Here is a 21153-nt window from a genome sequence, read left to right as displayed (position 1 = left end):
AAATTTTTTCTTACTGTAACTTTTTTAGTAGTTTTAATAATTGCTTTTGTTCCTCTATATTTAAATTATGAAACTTCTCTGCTTGGAACGTTTCTTGAGGTGGGACGATTTCCTCATATAAAGCTCTTCCCTTTTCTGTTAAAGAAATATATTTCGTAGTACCCTCTTGTTCACGCAAAATCCACTCAAGCTGCTCCATTTTATTTAAAAGCTGCGTTACATTTCCTTTCGTAACAAATAGCTTATTTCCAAGTTCTTGCTGCGTTAAACGATCATGTCCTCCAACTTGAGCTAACACATCAAACTGGGCGGCAGATACATTCCATTTTTTTAAGTGCTGATTCGTCTCACGAATACTCTTATTATAAAAACGTGACAAACGAAACCATAATAGTAGCCCTAGTCTATCCTCTGTTTTCATTTCATCACCTCGCTCGTTTCATATCATTAGTTTAGAACTAAACTTAATGAAAGTCAAATACTTATTTTTAATAAGTATAAGGAAAGCACAGCGCTATTTCTCCACTATGCTTTACATTAACTTTCTACTCTTATATTCATCCAATTTCCTCTCCGCGAACTTCCTCGCATCTTTTTCAATCCATCGCTCTTCGTACCGTTCACTTCCCACATACAATATATCTCTCTTATGCTGCATCGCATGGCGAAATTCATGCAGTAGCGTTTTGAGAACTTGCTCATACTCTTCCCACATACAAACGAAAATTAATTGTTTTTCTTTATGATAAAAACCACCTACTGGGAATAGAAACTCTTCTTCCTCTTCCCCTAATGATAGAAGCACACCGTTTGCATCACACGTATCACAAAAAATAACGGGCGTTTTACATACTTCAATAAGAGAAAATAAATCCTCTCTTAGCTTTTTGACATCCCAAGGAAGCTCCGAATCCAACACATACCAATTCTCTACCTGTTGATATACATTTTGAAACTGGAGTTCCATTTCTCTTTATTCCCCTTTCCAAGCACCCTTTTTCTATATGTATGCCACAATATGGTAAATATTAAACGTATTCTCTTACCCTAAAAAAATGACAATAAAAAGAACCTATATCAGCATAGGTTCTTCTAAATTTCAAATTTTTGTAGCTTTCGTATCCCACTTAAAGATTTTATTTAAGAATTTATATACATTCTTCGACTCTTTTGTCAGAAGTGGGCCTAAAATGGATAGTATAAGCACGTATAGTGCTGAGAATGGTTTCAGTACTGACATTAAGCCACCGGCGATACCGATATTAGCCATAATGATGGAGAACTCTCCTCTTGAAACGATTGTTAATCCGATATTTGTTGATGCTTTATGAGATAATCCAGCTTGTCTTCCCGCAATCATTCCTGCTACAAAGTTACCGATTATCGTAAGAAGGACAGCGCCTAACGTTAACCATATCGCTCCGCCTAATGAGAACGGATCAATACTTAACCCGAAGCTGAAGAAGAAAATAGCTCCGAAAAAGTCTCTAAATGGAACAACAAGATGTTCAATTCGGTCACTATGCTCTGTCTCAGAGAAAACTAATCCTAGAAGAAGTGCTCCAATTGCTTCTGCAACGTGAATTGTTTCTGAAAAACCAGCAATGAAGAATAAAGAAGCAAATACTACAATAATAAAGATTTCATCTGAGCTAATATTGAGCAATTTATTTAATAACGGCGTAGCCTTTCTAGCTACTATAAAGAATAGAAGCATATATCCTAAAGCAATTCCAATTGAAGTAAGGGCACCTAAGAAGGAAGCGTGATCCCCTAGTACTAAACCAGAAACAACTGATAAATATACAGCAAGGAATATATCTTCAAACATAATAATTCCTAAAATTAATTCGGTTTCATTATTACCAGTTCTTCTTAAGTCCACTAACACTTTAGCAACGATAGCGCTAGAAGAAATCGTAATAATACCCGCTATAATTAAGATTTCTAGTAATGGGAATCCCATTATAAATCCGTATAACAAACCAAGTGAAAAGTTAATTAAAATATAAATCGTTCCGCCAATCGCAATAGAGCGTCCAGATTTAATTAGTTTTTTCATTGAAAATTCTAATCCTAGATAGAATAGAAGGAATAGAACCCCAATTCGTCCAAGGAAGGAAATTACACTTGCACTTTCAATAAATTTGAGATTGATAACACCTATTGTCGGTGCATGCGGTCCTACTAACATTCCAAGAACGATTAGAAAAGGAATTACTGAGAACTTAAATTTTCCAGCAATTACTGCTGCAATTGCCACTAAAACTAAAGCTGTACCAACTTCAAAAATTAACGTATCCATCTAATCAGTCCCCCCTATTTGAAAGTAATTCATTAATGATTTTTTTAATTTCTTCTCTCTCACCTGAAACTACAAGCATATCTCCTTCTTCAATTACTGTTTCTGGTCCTGGATTAAATAGCTTCTTCATGTTCTTCTTCATAACTGCGATTATCGTTACGCTATATGTTTTTCTTATTTCAAGATCGCCAATTGTTTTTCCGATTGCTGGAGCTGTATTCTCTACTTTAAACCACTCAATTGCTAAACCTTCAAAAACCATCTCAACATTTTCTAACGCCCTAGGCTTATATACCATTCCACCTAATATTGCTGCAATTTGTCTTGCCTCTGAGTCACGTAGTGAAATACTTGAGATGCTTTCTTCATGGTCTGAATCAAAATGATACATTTCTCTACGTCCATCATCATGAATAACAATTACCATCTTTTCGTTACCTTTCGTAACGATTTGAAACTTATAACCAATACCCGGAAGTTCACTTTCTCTAATATTCATTTTTAGCTCCTCCATAACTTATTTATTTTAATTTTCTGTTTTTCTGTCTTTTATTCATCCAATCAGCTTTAGAAATTCTAACCACTCAGGATATTTGTGATTTGGAAATCTTTTATTGTAATAATAAGTGGACCCTAAAAAGATACTTAAAGATGTAATGATAAAAAATATATTACTTCTCATTTTCAAACTCTCAAGGCTTACTTTCAATAAAGAATCTTCTTTCAAATTATCCCCACCTTCTCGCTTTAAATTTAGTTTTTTAAAATGTAAATAATTCTAAAAATATTATTATGTAACATAATCATAACACAAAAATGATTTAAGTAACATGATTTTTTAGAAAAATTGATTCTCGTATATTTTTTGCATATAATTTTCTTATTACGAAAAAAAGGAAGTGTATTATATGGTTGATATCTTTAGCAGATTCCTTGAGGTAACGAATAATATTTTATGGTCATATATTCTTATTGCAATGCTAATCGGCTTCGGTCTTTACTTCTCTTTTAAATTAAAATTTGTCCAAATTACTCATTTCAGTGAAATGGTCAGCTTAATTAGTAAAGGGTTTAATCGAAAGGAAAAAAAGAAAGATAGCATCTCCCCATTCCAAGCATTTTGCTTAAGTGCAGCAGCACGTATCGGTATCGGAAACTTAGCCGGTGTAGCATTAGCAATTTCAATGGGTGGACCTGGCGCAATATTTTGGATGTGGTTTATCGCAATTATCGGAGCAGCTACTAGTTTCGTAGAATGTACGCTCGCTCAAATTTATAAAGTAAAAGATGGTAGCAGGTTCCGTGGTGGGCCGGCATATTACATGGAAAAAGGATTAAACAAACGTTGGATGGGGGTTTGGTTCTCACTTCTTATTACAGTTGCGTACGGATTAATTTTCAATTCAGTACAAGCGAATACAGTAACAATAGCGTTTGAAAATGCTTTTGGACTAGAGCGAACGATCGTAGGAGCTCTATTAGCCTTATTAGTTGCAGTCATTATTTTTGGTGGTATTAAGAGCATTTCACGTATTACAGAAATGATTGTTCCGCCAATGGCAATCGTTTATATTGGCGTGGCTATTTTTGTCGTTATTAACAACTTCAGTATGTTACCAAGCATTTTTATGGAAATCTTTAACGGTGCATTCGGTTTAGACCAAGCCATCGCTGGTGGTATTGGAGCAGCAATCAAGTTCGGAATTCAGCGCGGTTTATTCGCGACAGAAGCAGGAATGGGTAGTTCTCCTAATGCAGCCGCAACATCTGATGTATCTCACCCTGTAAAACAAGGACTTGTTCAAGCGTTAGGCGTTTTCGTAGATACATTCTTAGTATGTACATCAACAGCATTTATCGTATTATGTTCTGGACTTTACAAAGGATCAAATTTAGAAGGTATCGAATTAACACAAAACGCATTAAGTTCACAAATTGGACCGTGGGCAAGCACTTTCTTAGCGATTATTATTTTCCTATTCGCTTTCAGTTCACTTCTAGGAAACTACTATTACGGTGAAACAAATATTGCATTCATTAAAGAAAGCAAAACATGGTTAATGATTTATCGTGTTGCAGTTGTTGGAATGGTATTCTTCGGATCAATTGCTGCTCTTAAAACAGTTTGGAGTTTAGCTGATTTATTCATGGGACTAATGGTATTCACAAACTTAATTGCCATCTCATTCCTTAGCAAATTTGCTTACGCTGCATTAGTAGACTATTTGAAGCAAAAGAAGCAAGGAAAAGATCCTGTCTTCGTTGCAAACTCTATCCCTGGCTTAAAGAATACAGAGTGCTGGGATGGACAGGATGTAGAAGAAAAACAAAAGGCTGTTTAACAAATAAAAGCGGAAGCGGCTCGTTTAGAACAAGAGCTATATATTAAACAAAATCCCTATTACTCCACAGTAATAGGGATTTTTATTTACAACAGTTTATAATTTGTTCAATTTAATTCCAGCAAAAGGGTTGATTTATAGAGATTATTAGATTATAATAATTATAAATTAGTAATTGATATCACATAACAACTCAAAAGGAGATTGATCATAATGAACAAACAAGTAATCGAAGTATTAAACAAACAAGTAGCAGACTGGAGCGTTTTATTCACAAAACTTCACAACTTCCATTGGTACGTAAAAGGACCTCAATTCTTCACATTACACGAGAAATTCGAAGAACTTTACACAGAATCAGCTACTCATATCGATGAAATTGCAGAACGTATTTTAGCAATTGGCGGCAAACCAGTAGCAACAATGAAAGAATACTTAGAACTATCTTCTATTCAAGAAGCAGCATACGGAGAAACTGCAGAAGGGATGGTCGAAGCAATCATGAAAGACTACGAAATGATGCTAGTCGAACTGAAAAAAGGCATGGAAATCGCTCAAGACTCTGATGATGAAATGACATCTGACCTACTACTAGGCATCTACACAGAACTAGAAAAACACGCTTGGATGCTACGTGCGTTCTTGAATCAATAATAATTAAAAGCGGAAGCGGCTTGCTCAGAATCGCAGGGCACTTCAAGCTCTCGACCTTGAAGCGCTTTTTGCTTCGAGCGAGAGAGCGAAATGACCGGAGATTCTAGCCGCTGGAGCTGGATATCATCTAAAAGCGGAGGTAGCTTGCTCAGAATGTGAGGGGGATGGAGCTTTTGACGTAGAGGCGCTCTTTGCCTCGCAGGAAAAAGCGAAGCCACCGAACATTCTAGCTACCGGAGCTGGATATTACTTTAAAGCAGAAGCGGCTCGCTTAGAACAGGAGGGTGTTGGAACTCCTGATTACGAGGCGCTTTTTGCCTCGAATGAAGGAGTGAAACAACCGACTGTTCTAGCCGCTGGAGCTGGATATCATTAAAAGCGGAAGCGGCTCGTTCAGAGTCGCTTTTTTCCATGGAATTATCGCGCATGCTGGTACATGAAATTTATATCAGCGATTTTTCCAATATATCAGCGATTCTGCCCAATATATCAGCGATTATCCAATTATATCGGCGATTCCCTCCAATATATCAGCGATTTTTCAATTATATCGACTTATCGACAAATCACGACAATATTAACACACCCCTCTCCCCTACTTTTATCAATATATTACAATCTCATCTATGTTAAAATATAGGAAACACCCTTTAGTATCATAGACCCAAAAAGCTTTTCCAAATTCATCATTTACTACTTAAATGACGGGAGTGGTTCAGTTGAAAGACTACTTAATTAGAGCATTTTTTGCGTTAATAACAGTTGGGATTCTCTTACTTATAGCTAATATTTTCAATATACATGTCGAGGTTAAGGACTATGCTTTCCTCGTTGTCGTAGCAATTGGTGGCGGCTGGGGTGGCTGGTACCTGTATAAAAAACAAAGCAATCAAAATGATAAAGGCATTCCAAAGTAATATGGAATGCCTCTTTTATTGCCTTCTGTAATAAATAATGAAATTCAGGCCACTAATACAACCAATCGCAATAAACATACAAAACGATTGTGGATCTCCAGCCAAATTATACTCATCAACAATAAAGCCAATCATAAAGAGTGTTATCGCCGAAACACCGATACACAATATCGAAATAAACCAAAGCGAAAATTCATTAATTAGCTCTTTCTTCTGCGTTGAAACGATTAGCATAACAAGAATAGACGCTGCTAAAATACTTTTAAAAACAGGACGTAAATACACAAACTCCTCCATCAATTTCTCCTTTTCCAAAAAACATCATATCTCAACATTAACATATTTAACCAAATTAAAAACACATGCCGTCTTACATTAAAACGACATGTGTTTCCGTATTTGCTATGATAGTTGCTTCCACTTCGTTCCCAAAACAGGACGCTCGTAATTTTGTATCTTATGAATGAGTGCATCTGCCGTCTCAGCGGCAACTATTAACTCTTTATTCGATGGATTCATGAATCCTTCTTCCGCTGCACGTTCAACCATTTGCAAAATTGGTCCGTAAAAACCTTTTATGTTTAATAAACCAACCGGCTTATTATGTATACCAATTTGTGACCAACATACAACTTCAAATAGTTCTTCAAACGTTCCGTATCCGCCTGGAAGCGCAATAAAAGCATCCGCAAGCTCTGCCATTTTAGCTTTACGTTCGTGCATCGTCTCTACTTCAATTAATTCTGTTAATCCTGTATGCACAATTTCTCCTCGGAATAGACCGCGCGGCATAACACCTGTTACACGTCCACCTAAACGAAGAACTTCGTTTGCTACTTCTCCCATTAATCCGACACATGAACCACCGTATACGAGCTCATAGTCGTTCTCAACAAACATTTTACCTAACTGAATTGCCTGCTCTTTAAATTCTGGTCTCTCCCCTAAATTTGAACCTGCAAACACACAAATCTTTCTCATTCTTACACCCCGAAACTATATATTGTTATGATACAATGAACATTGTACAACATATTGAGGGGATGAGAAAGAAATGGATATCGTTGCATTTCAAAGATGGGTTGAGGAATTTTACGAAAAACGAAGCTGGTCACAGTATAATGCTTTTATTCGGTTAAATTTCTTAACAGAGGAAGTTGGAGAAGTTTCACGCGTTGTTCGCGCAATCGAAATCGGTCGTGATCGTCCTGATGAAGACGCGAAAACAGAAGAAGAGCTAAAACAAGAACTAAAAGAAGAACTTGGTGATGTACTATCTAACCTTATTATTCTTTCGCAAAAATATGATTTAGACTTACAAGACATTATGGACGCACACGTCACAAAGCTTTCGAAAAGGTTCGAGACATCCAAATGAGAATATTATCAATTATGGTATAATATTCTTGTCACAATACTAAGGGGGATTTTATGTTATCAAAAAAATTGCACGACGCATTAAATGAACAAATGAACTTTGAATTTTACTCTGCCCATGCTTATATGGCAATGGCTGCTTACTGTACAGCGGAGAGCTATGATGGATTCGCTAACTTTTTCCTTGTACAAGCTGAAGAAGAACGTTTCCACGCAATGAAACTTTACAACTATATTAATGACCGCGGAGAGCGTGCTATTATTACTGGATTTGATAATCCGAATAACGAATACGAATCTGTATTAAACGCTTTTGAAATCGCACTTGAACACGAGCGTGAAGTAACGAAGCGTATTTATAACTTATCTGATATCGCTTGGGACGAGCGTGAACATGCAACAATTACATTCTTAAAATGGTTCGTTGACGAACAAGTGGAAGAAGAAGCTTCATTCGATAGCATCATTCAAAAATTAAAACGTATTACAAGCGATTCAAACGCACTGTTTATGCTAGATGCTGAATTAGAGAAACGTACATTTACGCCTCCAGCTGAATAATATTTCAATCACCTTAATACATGTATTAAGGTGATTTTTTTGTTTGCTCTCTATCTTAAAATCACCTTAAATTTCCTCATATTTGACATAGTGCCAGCTATAAAATGGTATTATTTTCAATATAAAAACGAATATACGAGGAGAGGAAAAATGAATCAACGTGTAGAAGCTGTTGATGCAATTCGTGGTTTCGCTTTGTTTGGCATTTTACTAGTCAATATGACATTAATTCAATTCGGGTTCTTCACCAGTGAAAAACCAACTTATCTATTCGGCGATCTTGATAAAGGCGCTAATTGGTTTATTCAATTCTTCGGCACACATAACTTTATATCCCTATTTTCTTTTCTATTTGGGCTTAGCATTATTTTGTTACAAAAAAGTATTATCGCAAAAGGAAAAAAATTCTTCCCCACATACATAAGACGTATTATCATTCTTTTACTACTAGGCTACATTCACGGCACTTTTGTTTGGGAGGGCGATATTTTATTTGCATACGGAATAATCGGGATTTTCTTAATGATGTTCATCAATCGAAAACCGAAAACTTTGCTCATTTGGGCGATTATTCTACTCGCACTTATTACACTTATGTCTTATCAAACTGATCCATCTACAAATATAGATGATTTTGCACCTTATACTGAAAAAGAACATAAAGTCCATCAAACTGGAAGCTATATGGATCACGTCAACTTTAGATTGACTGAAAATCCTTTTGATTACATGGGAATTGACGGTGCATTCGGATTATTTTTCATATCAGTTTTCGCAATAATTTTTATGTCTCCACTGTTCCTACTCGGAATGTATGTAGGGAAAAAAGGCTGGCTATTTGAGGTCAGTAAACATATACCTGCTATCAAAAAAATATGGTTTGCCACCGGTCTCTTCTCTTTTACAATTAAAATCTTAGCTATGTTCGTAAAACACCCGCTTTTAATTATGTTACAAGATGGCCTTACACCAGTAACTATGACCTTCTTTTACGGAAGCACGGTTATTTTATTATTCCATTATAAAAAAGCGACTCGTCTACTAACATACATGGCGAACATGGGGAAAATGTCCGTTAGTAATTACTTAGCGCAATCTATTATCGCAACAACCATTTTTTACGCATATGGATTTGGCTTATACGGGAAAATTGGCTATTTCTTCGGTATTCTTTTAACCATCGGAATTTATACTATTCAATTATTCGTTAGCACCTATTGGCTCCAGAAATACCGGATGGGGCCAGTGGAATATGCGTGGAGACTGGGAACTTATTTAGAGAAACCACGTTTTAAAAGAGACTTGGATAAAGCAAGTTAAACAAAAAAAGCAATGAGCCCACGCTCATTGCTTTTCTTAATTTATTAAAGCATAACCCCAACGATAATCGCTGATAATATACTTACTAACGTTGCACCGTATACAAGTTTTAAACCGAATGATGATACAACGTTTGCTTGTTTGCCATCGATACTCTTCGTTGCACCTGCGATAATTCCGATAGATGAGAAGTTCGCAAATGATACAAGGAAGATAGATAAAATACCTACTGTACGAGCTGATAAATCACCAGCTACTTTTCCAAGGTCAAGCATTGCAACGAATTCGTTCGTTACTAATTTTGTTGCCATAATTTGTCCTGCTTGTAGCATCTCTGATGTTGGAATACCCATTACGAATGCTAATGGTGAGAAGATGTATCCTAAAATGCTTTGGAATGTGATTCCGAAAATTGAATCGAATACACCGTTAATTGCTGTAATTAATGCTACGAAACCGATTAACATCGCCGCTACTGTTACAGCGATTGAGAAACCAAGCATAATATATTCGCCTAACATTTCAAAGAATGTTTGTTTCTTGTCTTCTTGTAATTCTAAAATATCGTCTTCTTCTTTTACTTCATATGGATTAATGATATGAACGATAATGAATCCACTGAATAAGTTTAATACAAGTGCTGTTACTACATATTTTGGATCAATCATTTTCATATAAGAACCGACGATTGACATCGATACTGTAGACATTGAAGATGCACAAAGTGTGTATAAACGATTTTTCGGTAATTTGCTTAGTTGATCTTTTACTGTAATGAATACTTCCCCTTGACCAACGATTGCAGCTGCTACCGCATTATATGATTCTAGTTTTCCTAAACCGTTAACTTTACTTAATAGGAAACCGACTGCACGAATGATAATCGGTAAAACTTTAATATGTTGCAGAATCCCGATTAATACTGCTAAGAAAATAATCGGTAATAATACTGTTAAGAAGAATGGTGCTTGTCCATCGTTTGCTAGACCACCAAATACGAAATTAACCCCAGCTTCCGCAAATTTTAAAATAGCGCCAAATCCATCTGCGATCCCTTTTACTAATACAAATCCGACCTTTGTATTTAGTAAGAAATACGCAAGTACCAATTGAATGACAAGCATAAGTGCAATTGGTTTATATTTAATTTTCTTACGATCTGAACTGATAAGGAAACCTAGTACAAATACTACAAGTAAACCGACTAGAAACATTACTATTTTCATATGTGAATCCTCCACTTCTCCCATGAGTTATTGGTCGTATAACGTATAACGAATGACGTCTGACCATTGATGTTAAAAAAATTTAAAACCCCTAAATACTATTCAACTGTCATCTAAAATCAGTAAGCGTTTACATAAATTGCAATTTATAAAAGGTAGCCTCTTCTCTCCTACCATATTTGAAAGTCTGAAATTGATACCACCTACAAATCAAATTGTAAGCGTTATCTAGACGAAATGCAATATAAATTTTAAAAGATTTTTATATGTTAATATATTCCTAATTAATTGGTTTTTTCATGCAATTTTACCATAAAAATAGCCCTAGCTATGAGCTAGGACCATCCTTTTTTACCCCGATTGGTGAGGGCTAATAATCAGCGGGGGATAAAGCCACCCACTGATTAAAGTTTCACTTTATAACATAACACCAACGATAATCGCTGATAGAATACTTACTAATGTCGCACCATACACAAGGCGTAGACCAAATGATGATACAACATTTGATTGATTTTCATCGATACCTTTCGTTGCACCTGCGATAATTCCGATAGATGAGAAGTTCGCAAATGATACAAGGAATACAGAAAGAATACCAACTGTACGAGCCGATAAATCACCAGCTACTTTTCCAAGATCAAGCATCGCAACAAACTCATTTGATACTAATTTTGTTGCCATAATTTGTCCCGCTGTTACCATCTCAGCTTGTGGGATACCCATTACGAATGCTAATGGTGAGAAAATATATCCTAAAATAGCTTGGAATGTAATACCGAACACGGAATCAAACAAGCTATTAATTGCTGTAATTAATGCTACGAAACCAAGTAACATAGCTGCTACTGTAATCGCAATCGTGAAACCAAGCATAATGTACTCGCTCAGCATTTCAAAGAATGATTGTTTTTTCTTATTTTCTAATTTCAGTGTATCTTCTTCTTCTGTAATATCGTACGGGTTAATAATATGAATGATAATGAAACCACTAAATAAATTTAATACAAGTGCTGTTACTACATATTTCGGTTCGATCATTTTCATATAAGAACCAACGATTGACATCGACACCGTCGACATAGAAGATGCACATAATGTATATAAACGATGTTTTGGGATTTTACTTAATTGATCTTTTACTGTAATAAATACTTCCGCTTGTCCAACAATGGCAGCTGCTACTGCGTTATATGATTCTAATTTTCCTAGACCATTTACTTTACTTAACAACGTACCAATAGCACGAATAAATACAGGTAAAATTTTAAAGTGTTGCAGAATTCCGATTAAAACGGCAAAGAATACGATTGGTAATAGCGCTGTTAAGAAGAATGAAACCTCTCCTTTATTAACAAGACCACCAAATACGAAAACGATTCCAGCTTCCGCATATCCAAGAAGTGCCCCAAATCCATCTGAAATTCCTTTTACTAAAATATAACCGACTTGCGTATTTAATAAGAAATAAGATAATGCTAGCTGAATAATAAGCATAATTGCGATTGGTTTATACTTAATCTTCTTTCGATCGGCACTTATAAGAAAACCGAGTACAAATACAACAAGTAATCCTACAAGGAACATAACAAACTTCATTAATAAAATCCTCCATTTAACTCTTCATTAACGTTGAACGTCTGACCACTCAAAACAAGAAATAATCCGAACTTTCTATTTCTCCTCCAAAACCTTCAATCGAATAGGAAAAATCATAAAACCTCTTGTTTCAAAGGCATTTATCATTCTAACACAAATCACATCTCATATCCGCACTTTTCTTAAAAAAATTACATTTTATTATAAAACACTCATTAATGTTCGTCTTTTACTCCCAACAAATATATGGATAAAACAAAAAATGAGCATCAAGTTTCACTTGATGCTCACCTCATTATACTGCTTTTTCTTTATCAGCTACTTGCTCTTCCCAGCACTCTGTATTTTCCAGGCCTGGAATTGAATTCGCATAAAAGACTGGATCTTTTCCTTGTTTCTTTTGCTTTACGTAATCTGATAATGCTGCAAAGGCATACTTAGAAAGGAATACGATTGCCACTAAGTTAATAACAGCCATAATACCCATGAATAAATCTGCTACATCCCAAACGATTTGAATTGTCGCTACAGATCCTAGCATAACCATACCAAGTACAGCAATGCGGTATGCATTTAATAACACTTTACTTCCATTTAAGAACTCAATATTCGTTTCACCATAGTAGTAGTTACCTACTAATGAACTAAATGCAAACAAGAAGATCGCAACTGCTACAAATATAGAAGCCCATGGACCGATATGTTGACTTAACGCCTGCTGCGTTAATTGAATTCCATTTAAATCAGCTGCATTATGCACATCTGATAAAAGAATAATAAATGCTGTACAACTACAAATTAATAATGTATCAGTAAATACCCCTAAAGTTTGAATGAAACCTTGTTTAACTGGGTGCGTTACGTTTGCAGTCGCTGCTGCGTTCGGCGCACTACCCATACCTGCTTCATTTGAGAATAACCCACGTTTTACCCCTAATAAAATCGCAGCTCCTAATCCTCCGCCTACTACTTCTTTAATTCCGAAAGCATGTAAGAAAATTTCTTTAAATACATATGGAATTGCCGTAATGTTTGTTACAACAACGAATAATGCCACTGCTACATAAATAATTGCCATTACTGGAACAATCATTTCAACCGCGCGAGCAATTCGTTTTACTCCGCCAAAAATAATAACTGCAAGTAAACCAGCCATTACAAGACCTACTAATCTACTATCTGTTTTGAATGCTCCATCAAAAGCAGCTGCTACAGTATTAGATTGCACAGCGTTAAAAATCAATCCGAAACTTACTGTTATTAATACAGAGAAAATAGCTCCAAGCCAGCGTTTATTTAAACCCTTTTCCATATAATACGCTGGACCACCACGGAACGTATTCCCATCTTTCACTTTATAAATTTGCGCTAATGTGCTCTCTACAAATGCAGAAGCACCCCCAATTACCGCGATTAACCACATCCAAAATACTGCTCCTGGACCACCTGCTGAGATTGCAATAGCTACACCAGCTAAGTTACCAGTACCTACACGAGAAGCTGTACTCATACAAAATGCTTGAAATGATGATACGCCGCTCTTCTCTTTTTGCGCTTTTCTCGTTTTCGAGCTTGCTCCATCCCCAAGCAAACGAATCATTTCACCGAAGTAACGAACTTGGACAAATTTCACACGAAATGAAAAATAGAGCCCTAACCCAATTAACATCGCAATAATGACATATGACCAAAGGATATTATTTACATCCCCAATTACCTTAGCTAAAAAATCCATATTTGCATTGCCCCCTCTTCCTAACAATAAGAAAATTATATTCTAAAAACTTTAAGTAATCAAGAACTTTATGTAAGGTTTTATGACATGAGTATGTCAAATATCTTAACGTATATGTTTTTTTACATAAAAATATAGCCATCACATGCATTTATCCAATACTCAATCACTTATCCTCTTCGACCAGTCATACTTTTAAAATAGTACGTTCCCCACAAATAACGAGAGGAACAAACAAAAAAAGTTATATTAATAATTACCTCTCACCCTTTTCATCATTTACTACAACAAAAAAGGCGAGCATCGAATTCATCTCGATGCTCGCCTTTTCATTATACTGCTTTTTCTTTATCCATTACTGCTGACTTATCCCAACACTCTGTATTTGTTAAGCCAGGAATAGAATCTGCACTGAAGACTGGATCTTTTCCTTGTTTCTTTTGTCTTACATAGTCTGCCAATGCAGCATACGCAAATCGTCCAAGAAGTGTAATCGCAATTAAGTTTGTGATTACCATTAGTCCCATAAATAGATCCGCCATATTCCATACAACTTGAAGCGTCGCAACAGAACCGAATAATACCATTCCTACTACCGCAATACGGTAAATCGTTAACCACGTTTTACTTTGTTTAATGAATTCAATATTCGTTTCACCATAATAGTAGTTTCCTAAAAGAGAACTAAATGCAAATAAGAAAATAATAATCGCTAAGAAGCTACTTGCCCATGGACCGATTTGTGAACTTAATGCATTTTGCGTTAACTCAATACCTTCTAAATTTGTTGCTTTATATGCACCAGAACATAGTACGATAAATGCTGTTGATGTACATACTAAGAATGTATCTACTAATACGCCAATTGTTTGAATAAAACCTTGTTTTGCTGGATGCGTTACATCAGCCGTCGCTGCCGCGTTTGGCGCACTACCCATACCTGCTTCGTTCGCAAATAATCCGCGCTGAATACCGTATTTCATCGCAGCGCCGATACCGCCACCTACAGCTGAATCTAAACCGAATGCACCTTTAAAGATTTCCGTAAACACATCTGGTATTAAATAGAAGTTTTTAATAACAACAAAAATAGCTACCGCAATATAAATAAGCGCCATTGGCGGAACAATCATTTCCGACATACGTGCAATACTTTTTACACCACCAAAAATAATAACCGCAACTAATGCAGCTAATACAATACCAACAATATAACGCTCTAAACCAAATGCATTTTCAAATGCTAATGTTACTGTATTCGCTTGTACTGAGTTAAAAATTAAACCGTAACTAATTGTAATAAGGATAGAGAACCAAATTCCCATCCAACGTTTATTTAAACCTTTTTCCATATAATAAGCAGGACCACCACGGAAGCCACTGCCATCTTTTATTTTATAAATTTGGGCCAGCGTACTTTCTACAAAACTTGAAGAAGCCCCGATAATCGCAATAACCCACATCCAAAATACCGCGCCAGGTCCTCCCATAGATATAGCTAACGCTACACCAGCTAAGTTACCGATACCAATACGAGCTGCTGAACTCATACAAAACGCTTGGAAAGAAGATACACTACCTTTTTTACGCGTCTTTCCAGTTAATCCATCACTCATTAGTCGAACCATTTCCCCTAAATGAGTAATTTGTACGAATTTCAATTTAATAGAAAAATAAAGACCTAAACCAATTAACATCGCAATAAGAATATATGACCAAAGAATTGTATTCGTTGATGAAACAAATTGCTCTAAAATATTCATACAATTAACCCCTCCTTTTCTCCATAAAACGAATTATATTTAAAAAACATTCAAAAATCAACATTTTTCGACAATTTGCAATTTCCAAATATTAGCCAGGCTCGCAGTAACAATATCTTTATGACTGCCCTCCCTCTAACTGTGCATACTAAAACAAAAAATAAATTCACAAACAACCCCATTGACAAAAACACCAACCTGTAACTATAATGATTACAACAGGTTGTAACAAACCTAATTACAATACATTCATTCACTTTCAGATATACACTTTAACAAAACACTTTGGAGGGATTTATTATGAAAATCGGAATTATCGGAGCAACTGGTAAAGCAGGAAGTCGTATTTTAAAAGAAGCATTAGATCGCGGACATGAAGTAACTGCAATCGTAAGAAACGCTGCAAAAATTACAGAAGAAAACGTAAAAGTGTTAGAAAAAGACGTATTTTCTCTTACATCTAACGACCTACAAGCATTCGATGTAGTTGTAAATGCATTCGGTGCTCCAGCAGGACAAGAACACCTTCACGTAGATGCAGGAAACGTACTAATTGAAGCGATGAAAGGTGCACCTAACACAAAATTACTTGTAGTTGGCGGCGCTGGAAGCTTATTTGTAGACGAAAAGAAAACAACACGTGTATTTGAGACACCGGGTTTCCCAGGCGAATACCTTGCAACAGCTCAAAACCAAGGCAAAAACTTAGAAATCTTACAACAAACAAATGATATCACTTGGACATTCATCAGCCCTTCTGCACTATTCGCATTAGGAAAACGCACTGGTTCTTACAAAGCTGGTAAAGACAACCTTCTTGTTAACGCAAAAGGTGATAGCTACGTAAGTTACGAAGATTTCGCAGTAGCAGCACTTGATGAAATCGAAAATCCAAAACATGTAAACGAACGCTTCACAGTAGTTTCTGAAGCTGAATAATAAAAAAGCTCGTAAAACATTATGTTTTACGAGCTTTTTCTTATTATTGTACTTGCTCTAAGCCATTTTGAGTAATCTTGAAGGAAATCTCTTTAAATTTTTTCGCATCCCCTTTTCCAATTAACTCACCAGTTTTATACCAACTTAAACGATCAGATTCTGCATGATACACTTTTACTACATCACCATACTCGAACATCATACCATTTACTTGCTCAGCAAAATTCTTTGAAGTCTCTTGTCCTTCTGCCGTTACATGTTTTTTCTCCGTTCCATTTTGATCATATAGGGTAATTCCCATATATAATTCATTGTTAAAGTAACTATGAATTTGTTCATTTGTAGACGTTACATGTAGTTTCTTATCATCATGATTTAACGTTACAATAGAACGAATATCATCACCCAGCCCTTGGTATACAAGACTATCTCCATATGTTACTTCTACTGGCACTTCTGTTATTTGCTTATTACCAAAGCGATCTTTCGTTTCTACTTTTACTGTTTGTTTTCCAACTTTTGATGTAGTTGGTTTTTCTACAAATCCAACTACTTCTCCGTCTTTCACTTCAACAAAAGCTTTTGGATCTAACTTTTCAACATCTGTTCCGATTACTACTTGTTGAGGTTTCGCTGTGACTTCTTGTAAAGCTCCCATTCTTTCGAAGCCTTGCTCTGTAATTTTAAAGAATACTTCATTTACACCATACTTTGTATCTACGAACTCATTCTTTTTATATACTTTAAAACGATCGAATTCTCTCTGATAAACCTTTACTATATCACCATATTCAAAGGACATTTCATTGAGCTGTGCTGCAAACTCTTTTGTATTTTCAGATGCTTTTACTGATAAATCTTTCTTCTCTTTTCCATCCTTATCATACACAGTCATTCCCATATACTTCTCATCTGCAAATGAAGTATGCATTGGACCTTCTGAATCTGTTGTACTGAATTTCTTTTCTTTATGATTTAATGTAACAATCGATTTAATATTCGTTTCGTCGTGCCATGTACCGAAGAACATAATGCTATCTCCGTAAATCACTTCTACTGGCACTTCTGTTATTTGCTTATTACCAAAGCGATCTTTCGTTTCTACTTTTACTTTTTGTTCACCAATCTTTGTCGTATTTGGTTTTTCTACAAATCCAACTACTTCTCCGTCTTTCACTTGCACAAAATCTTTTGCTTCTAATTTTTCAACGTCTGTTCCAATTACTAATTTTTGTGGTACTGCCGTTACTTCTTGCAGAGCTTCTAATCTTTCAAATCCATTTTCAGTAATTTCAAAGAATAATTCTTTTATTTCTTTATTTTTTCCTTCTCCCACATATAAACCTTTTTGATACCAATGTAAACGTGAAGACTCTGCATGGTATACTTTCACCACATCTCCATATTCAAATACTAACCCATTTACTTCCTTGGCAAAAGCTTCTGTATTCTCCAAGCCTTTTACCTCTATATTTTTCTTCTCTTTTCCCTCTTTATTGTACAAGGTGAATTCAAAATACTTCTCATCTCCAAAGTAATCATGAATCAAATTATCCGTATCTGTCGCACTCATTTTTTTCGTATCCTGATGTAACGTTATAATTGATTTCATATCGTCACCATCATAGCTTAACCCATATACAAGTAAACTATCTCCATATGTCACTTCTAATGGAACTTCCGTCACTTTCTTATTTCCAAAACGATCTTTCGTTTCCACTTTTACTTTTTGTTCACCGATTTTCATTGTATTCGGTTTTTCTACAAAACCAATTACTTCTCCACCTTTTACTTGAACAAAGTTGTTCGCCTCTAATTTTTCAGCGTCTGCCCCGATTACTACTTTTTGCGGTACTGCTTCTACTTCCTGTATACCGTCTATTAGTTCATATCCTTGTGGAGTAATCTTAAAGAACTTTTCTTTTTTATTCTTAGCTCCACCTTGCTCTACAAGTTTATTACTTTGATACCAATCGAAACGACTTGGTTCTGCATGATATACTTTCATAATATCGCCATATTGAAGTTCAACACCTTCAAGTTGCAAAGCAACTTTTTTAGAATTTTCTTGACCTTCTATAGAAATATTTTTCTTTTCATTTCCGTCCTTATCATATAAGGTAATCCCTACATACTTTTCATTTTTAAAGCGCTCATGGAACTCATTACCAACGAAAGAAACGTTGATTTTCTTTTCATCATGAAGGAGCGTTATAACAGAATTTACCTCATCACCGTAACCTTTAAATACCATAGTATCTCCATAAAGACTGTTAACTGGAACAGAAATGAAATTCCTCTGTCCTTTCTCATCCTCAATTTCTACTAATACCGCTCTTTTTCCAACCTCTAAATCCAGCCACATAATTCTACCTGTTACTTTTACATTTTCACCTAAATTTTGAACAAGACTATTTGCTAGATTTTCATTAAAATTCGCACCAACGATGAGATCTTGTACCACATTAGACGCTTCACCATAAGGAAGCCCGCCGTATGGTTTCACTTGTTTTTCACGAATAATATTACTATCTGTTGCTTTCCATATTTCTTTTTCTAATTTAGGTAAATTTAAATTTTCGATTTTCCCTCTAACCTCATCATTTGGACCTAATCCCCATTTCTCAAAAAACGGTACTAAGTTTTGTTTAGCCGCTTTCGATGCTATATAAATAAACATTTGCTTTTTATCTTCATCTGAAGCAGGCATTTCAGATTCTGGTAATAAGCGATACATTTGATGTAAATTAGGGTAAAAATGCTCTCCATAAGCTAAATCAAGTTTCCAAAACATTACTAGTTTCTCGAATTCTTCCATATTTTTTTGAGCATCAGGATTATCTAAGTAAGCAAAAGCTTTTTTATAATGACCATCTTCTTCTAGACTTGATTTATTGCCTAACATTCTTTGAACCGATAATGAATATATATTTACTGTTACTTCTCCTACACCTGACCAAAACCAAGGAGCTTGCTGATGTAAATGCCCTACTTCATGCCACGGTCCCCAGCCATCTCCTTGTAATCTCTTTATATTTAAAACCCTATCCATAGTCTCTGGAACATACCCTGTATGATAATGAGTAGCAAACATCCAATCATCTTTATCTGGTTTTCTCTTTTCAACAAATTGGATATAGTGGTTTGGAGCTTTTGACACCCCTATACCATCTTCAGATAATCCTGCTACAGAATTTTCAAAGCGAATAATCTTATCATGTAGCCTCATTAATTCTACTGGATCCGTCTCTCCCATATAGTTTTCCACTGCTTCAGGACTTGCAGTAATTAAACTTCTCTCACCCTTCAATTCAACTGCATAAGGATTTTTATACTTCTTTAACATTGCATCCCAATCTTTTTTTGTGTGCTTCCCTAAGATAAATAATGGAAAATGACTTCCTCCATGAATAACTGAAGCTGTTACTTCGCCATCATTATTCATGTTATAAAAATATAGTATTCCACCTATTGAAGATGAAATATTATTTTCACCAGGTTTTAACTCAAATTCTTCAAACCCTTTTTCATCATATGACTTCGTTCCTATGAACGCTTTAATAGATTGCGTTCCTTTTATTTCAATTTTAATTTCTTCATTTGGACCAGCATAAATTCCAGTTGGTTCATTCGCTGAAAGTACATAACGTACTTTTAAGCGTTTTTGCTCTTCTTCAATACTACCTTTCCCAGGCAAATGAAACGTTCTCTGCTCCAAACGATTCTCTTTACTCTCTTCCAACTGCCCGCCCTTATTCTCTTCCAAAGGCGCCGCATATCCTTTCGATGCTTCGAAAGCTACTGGTGATAATAATGTAGATATACAAATACCAGCTACTAATACCCTACTCTTTTTCTGCTTTGACATAATCTGTGTCCCCTGTCCTTTTTTTAGACAAACCATCCTATATATTCATTTAATAAGAAATCCTATTATTTTTATAAAAACATTTAACGAATAGACTAACGCCTCTCGCACCTATATCAATTACTTCCGCATTTCTCTAAATGTATTCGCTTTCTTACATTGTAAAATTTTTCATGTATTATGCCCTCCTCACTTCACTCTACTTGTGATGAGTTCTCTTCTTACACAAAAGAAACATAGTAAAAGATATATTTTAGTCTCGTCATCTATACATCTAAAAATAAAACCTTACATTTTCTTCATATATGACCATCTATAGGTAGTTTTTCCAACTGAATTGTACACGCTTTACACTTTGTTTGATAGACTTTTCAATTAGAATAATGTTACAATTTTGTGAATTTAATCTATTTATTGTAACGTTTGGATTTTATTATATTTTGTTATTTCCAAATAATTTTCTCAACATAAAAACAGTGTTTTATCTAATTAATAATTATCTTGATATAATTTTAAATTTCATATATAAAAAGCATTGGTTAACACC

18 protein-coding genes are annotated in these 21153 nt (G+C 35.3%); 7 read left to right on the top strand and 11 right to left on the bottom strand.

The window, feature by feature from the left end:
• Nucleotides 1-10 precede the first annotated feature (10 nt).
• From ACTFRH_RS20590 to ACTFRH_RS20575, 4 genes are all read right to left on the bottom strand, one after another.
• A complete protein-coding gene (locus ACTFRH_RS20590; protein ID WP_000845479.1) occupies nucleotides 11-421 on the bottom strand; it encodes a MarR family winged helix-turn-helix transcriptional regulator in 411 nt (136 codons plus the stop codon).
• A 111-nt stretch (nucleotides 422-532) separates the two neighbouring features.
• Nucleotides 533-967, bottom strand: a complete 435-nt coding sequence (locus ACTFRH_RS20585) for a DUF3920 family protein (protein WP_000422802.1) — start codon at nucleotides 965-967, stop codon at nucleotides 533-535.
• 132 nt (nucleotides 968-1099) lie between these two features.
• Entirely contained in the window at nucleotides 1100-2305 is a 1206-nt protein-coding gene (locus ACTFRH_RS20580) for a cation:proton antiporter (protein WP_000380229.1), read from the bottom strand.
• Nucleotides 2306-2309: 4 nt separating this feature from the next.
• Entirely contained in the window at nucleotides 2310-2804 is a 495-nt protein-coding gene (locus tag ACTFRH_RS20575; protein ID WP_001026075.1) for a cation:proton antiporter regulatory subunit, read from the bottom strand.
• 409 nt (nucleotides 2805-3213) lie between these two features.
• Here ACTFRH_RS20575 and ACTFRH_RS20570 point away from each other — a divergent pair, with 409 nt between their 5' ends.
• From ACTFRH_RS20570 to ACTFRH_RS20560, 3 genes are all read left to right on the top strand, one after another.
• Entirely contained in the window at nucleotides 3214-4647 is a 1434-nt protein-coding gene (locus tag ACTFRH_RS20570; protein ID WP_000227591.1) for an alanine/glycine:cation symporter family protein, read from the top strand.
• 213 nt (nucleotides 4648-4860) lie between these two features.
• Nucleotides 4861-5301, top strand: a complete 441-nt coding sequence (locus tag ACTFRH_RS20565) for a Dps family protein (RefSeq protein ID WP_001041895.1) — start codon at nucleotides 4861-4863, stop codon at nucleotides 5299-5301.
• 719 nt (nucleotides 5302-6020) lie between these two features.
• A complete protein-coding gene (locus ACTFRH_RS20560; RefSeq protein ID WP_000656310.1) occupies nucleotides 6021-6218 on the top strand; it encodes a hypothetical protein in 198 nt (65 codons plus the stop codon).
• Between the two features lie 15 nt (nucleotides 6219-6233).
• Here the strand turns inward: ACTFRH_RS20560 and ACTFRH_RS20555 are convergent, their stop codons facing one another.
• A complete protein-coding gene (locus tag ACTFRH_RS20555) occupies nucleotides 6234-6515 on the bottom strand; it encodes a hypothetical protein (RefSeq protein WP_000390916.1) in 282 nt (93 codons plus the stop codon).
• A 105-nt stretch (nucleotides 6516-6620) separates the two neighbouring features.
• Complete coding sequence (locus ACTFRH_RS20550; protein WP_178379652.1) at nucleotides 6621-7184, bottom strand: TIGR00730 family Rossman fold protein; 564 nt, start codon at nucleotides 7182-7184, stop codon at nucleotides 6621-6623.
• A gap of 88 nt (nucleotides 7185-7272) precedes the next feature.
• Here ACTFRH_RS20550 and ACTFRH_RS20545 point away from each other — a divergent pair, with 88 nt between their 5' ends.
• The 3 genes from ACTFRH_RS20545 (at nucleotide 7273) to ACTFRH_RS20535 (ending at nucleotide 9476) form a co-directional block, all read left to right on the top strand.
• Nucleotides 7273-7596: a MazG nucleotide pyrophosphohydrolase domain-containing protein gene (locus tag ACTFRH_RS20545; protein ID WP_000355748.1), complete on the top strand. Its 324-nt coding sequence runs from the start codon at nucleotides 7273-7275 to the stop codon at nucleotides 7594-7596.
• A gap of 53 nt (nucleotides 7597-7649) precedes the next feature.
• On the top strand, nucleotides 7650-8156 hold the full coding sequence (locus tag ACTFRH_RS20540) for a ferritin (protein ID WP_000949398.1): 507 nt from the start codon (nucleotides 7650-7652) through the stop codon (nucleotides 8154-8156).
• 150 nt (nucleotides 8157-8306) lie between these two features.
• Nucleotides 8307-9476, top strand: coding sequence for a DUF418 domain-containing protein (locus tag ACTFRH_RS20535; protein ID WP_001076353.1), 1170 nt, complete (start codon nucleotides 8307-8309; stop codon nucleotides 9474-9476).
• A gap of 44 nt (nucleotides 9477-9520) precedes the next feature.
• On the opposite strand, the gene ACTFRH_RS20530 is transcribed toward ACTFRH_RS20535, so the two are convergent.
• From ACTFRH_RS20530 to ACTFRH_RS20515, 4 genes are all read right to left on the bottom strand, one after another.
• Complete coding sequence (locus ACTFRH_RS20530) at nucleotides 9521-10702, bottom strand: NupC/NupG family nucleoside CNT transporter (protein WP_000706848.1); 1182 nt, start codon at nucleotides 10700-10702, stop codon at nucleotides 9521-9523.
• Between the two features lie 417 nt (nucleotides 10703-11119).
• Nucleotides 11120-12301 (bottom strand): NupC/NupG family nucleoside CNT transporter, encoded by a 1182-nt coding sequence (locus ACTFRH_RS20525; protein WP_000673843.1) that lies wholly within the window; start codon nucleotides 12299-12301, stop codon nucleotides 11120-11122.
• Between the two features lie 295 nt (nucleotides 12302-12596).
• Nucleotides 12597-14036 (bottom strand): alanine/glycine:cation symporter family protein, encoded by a 1440-nt coding sequence (locus ACTFRH_RS20520; RefSeq protein ID WP_000346393.1) that lies wholly within the window; start codon nucleotides 14034-14036, stop codon nucleotides 12597-12599.
• 332 nt (nucleotides 14037-14368) lie between these two features.
• A complete protein-coding gene (locus tag ACTFRH_RS20515; RefSeq protein ID WP_001022944.1) occupies nucleotides 14369-15799 on the bottom strand; it encodes an alanine/glycine:cation symporter family protein in 1431 nt (476 codons plus the stop codon).
• A 300-nt stretch (nucleotides 15800-16099) separates the two neighbouring features.
• Here ACTFRH_RS20515 and ACTFRH_RS20510 point away from each other — a divergent pair, with 300 nt between their 5' ends.
• The gene (locus ACTFRH_RS20510; protein ID WP_000689908.1) at nucleotides 16100-16738 is read left to right on the top strand and encodes an NAD(P)-dependent oxidoreductase; all 639 of its coding nucleotides are present in this window, start codon (nucleotides 16100-16102) and stop codon (nucleotides 16736-16738) included.
• A gap of 43 nt (nucleotides 16739-16781) precedes the next feature.
• On the opposite strand, the gene ACTFRH_RS20505 is transcribed toward ACTFRH_RS20510, so the two are convergent.
• Nucleotides 16782-20606 carry a putative mucin/carbohydrate-binding domain-containing protein gene (locus ACTFRH_RS20505; protein ID WP_000043243.1) on the bottom strand — a complete coding sequence of 1275 codons (3825 nt, stop codon included), beginning with the start codon at nucleotides 20604-20606 and terminating at the stop codon, nucleotides 16782-16784.
• Between the last annotated feature and the right edge of the window lie 547 nt (nucleotides 20607-21153).

The organism is Bacillus cereus group sp. MYBK216-1 (assembly GCF_051916495.1).
GTDB lineage: Bacteria > Bacillota > Bacilli > Bacillales > Bacillaceae_G > Bacillus_A > Bacillus_A thuringiensis_K.
This window is presented reverse-complemented; position numbering and strand designations above follow the sequence as displayed.

Coding starts and splice junctions, on each gene's coding strand:
- ACTFRH_RS20570 (WP_000227591.1), top strand. CDS start 3,214: ATGGTTGATATCTTTAGCAGATTCCTTGAGGTAACGAATAATATTTTA.
- ACTFRH_RS20510 (WP_000689908.1), top strand. CDS start 16,100: ATGAAAATCGGAATTATCGGAGCAACTGGTAAAGCAGGAAGTCGTATT.
- ACTFRH_RS20555 (WP_000390916.1), bottom strand. CDS start 6,515: ATGGAGGAGTTTGTGTATTTACGTCCTGTTTTTAAAAGTATTTTAGCA.
- ACTFRH_RS20525 (WP_000673843.1), bottom strand. CDS start 12,301: ATGAAGTTTGTTATGTTCCTTGTAGGATTACTTGTTGTATTTGTACTC.
- ACTFRH_RS20515 (WP_001022944.1), bottom strand. CDS start 15,799: ATGAATATTTTAGAGCAATTTGTTTCATCAACGAATACAATTCTTTGG.
- ACTFRH_RS20535 (WP_001076353.1), top strand. CDS start 8,307: ATGAATCAACGTGTAGAAGCTGTTGATGCAATTCGTGGTTTCGCTTTG.
- ACTFRH_RS20590 (WP_000845479.1), bottom strand. CDS start 421: ATGAAAACAGAGGATAGACTAGGGCTACTATTATGGTTTCGTTTGTCA.
- ACTFRH_RS20585 (WP_000422802.1), bottom strand. CDS start 967: ATGGAACTCCAGTTTCAAAATGTATATCAACAGGTAGAGAATTGGTAT.
- ACTFRH_RS20540 (WP_000949398.1), top strand. CDS start 7,650: ATGTTATCAAAAAAATTGCACGACGCATTAAATGAACAAATGAACTTT.
- ACTFRH_RS20520 (WP_000346393.1), bottom strand. CDS start 14,036: ATGGATTTTTTAGCTAAGGTAATTGGGGATGTAAATAATATCCTTTGG.
- ACTFRH_RS20580 (WP_000380229.1), bottom strand. CDS start 2,305: ATGGATACGTTAATTTTTGAAGTTGGTACAGCTTTAGTTTTAGTGGCA.
- ACTFRH_RS20575 (WP_001026075.1), bottom strand. CDS start 2,804: ATGAATATTAGAGAAAGTGAACTTCCGGGTATTGGTTATAAGTTTCAA.
- ACTFRH_RS20505 (WP_000043243.1), bottom strand. CDS start 20,606: ATGTCAAAGCAGAAAAAGAGTAGGGTATTAGTAGCTGGTATTTGTATA.
- ACTFRH_RS20530 (WP_000706848.1), bottom strand. CDS start 10,702: ATGAAAATAGTAATGTTTCTAGTCGGTTTACTTGTAGTATTTGTACTA.
- ACTFRH_RS20565 (WP_001041895.1), top strand. CDS start 4,861: ATGAACAAACAAGTAATCGAAGTATTAAACAAACAAGTAGCAGACTGG.
- ACTFRH_RS20545 (WP_000355748.1), top strand. CDS start 7,273: ATGGATATCGTTGCATTTCAAAGATGGGTTGAGGAATTTTACGAAAAA.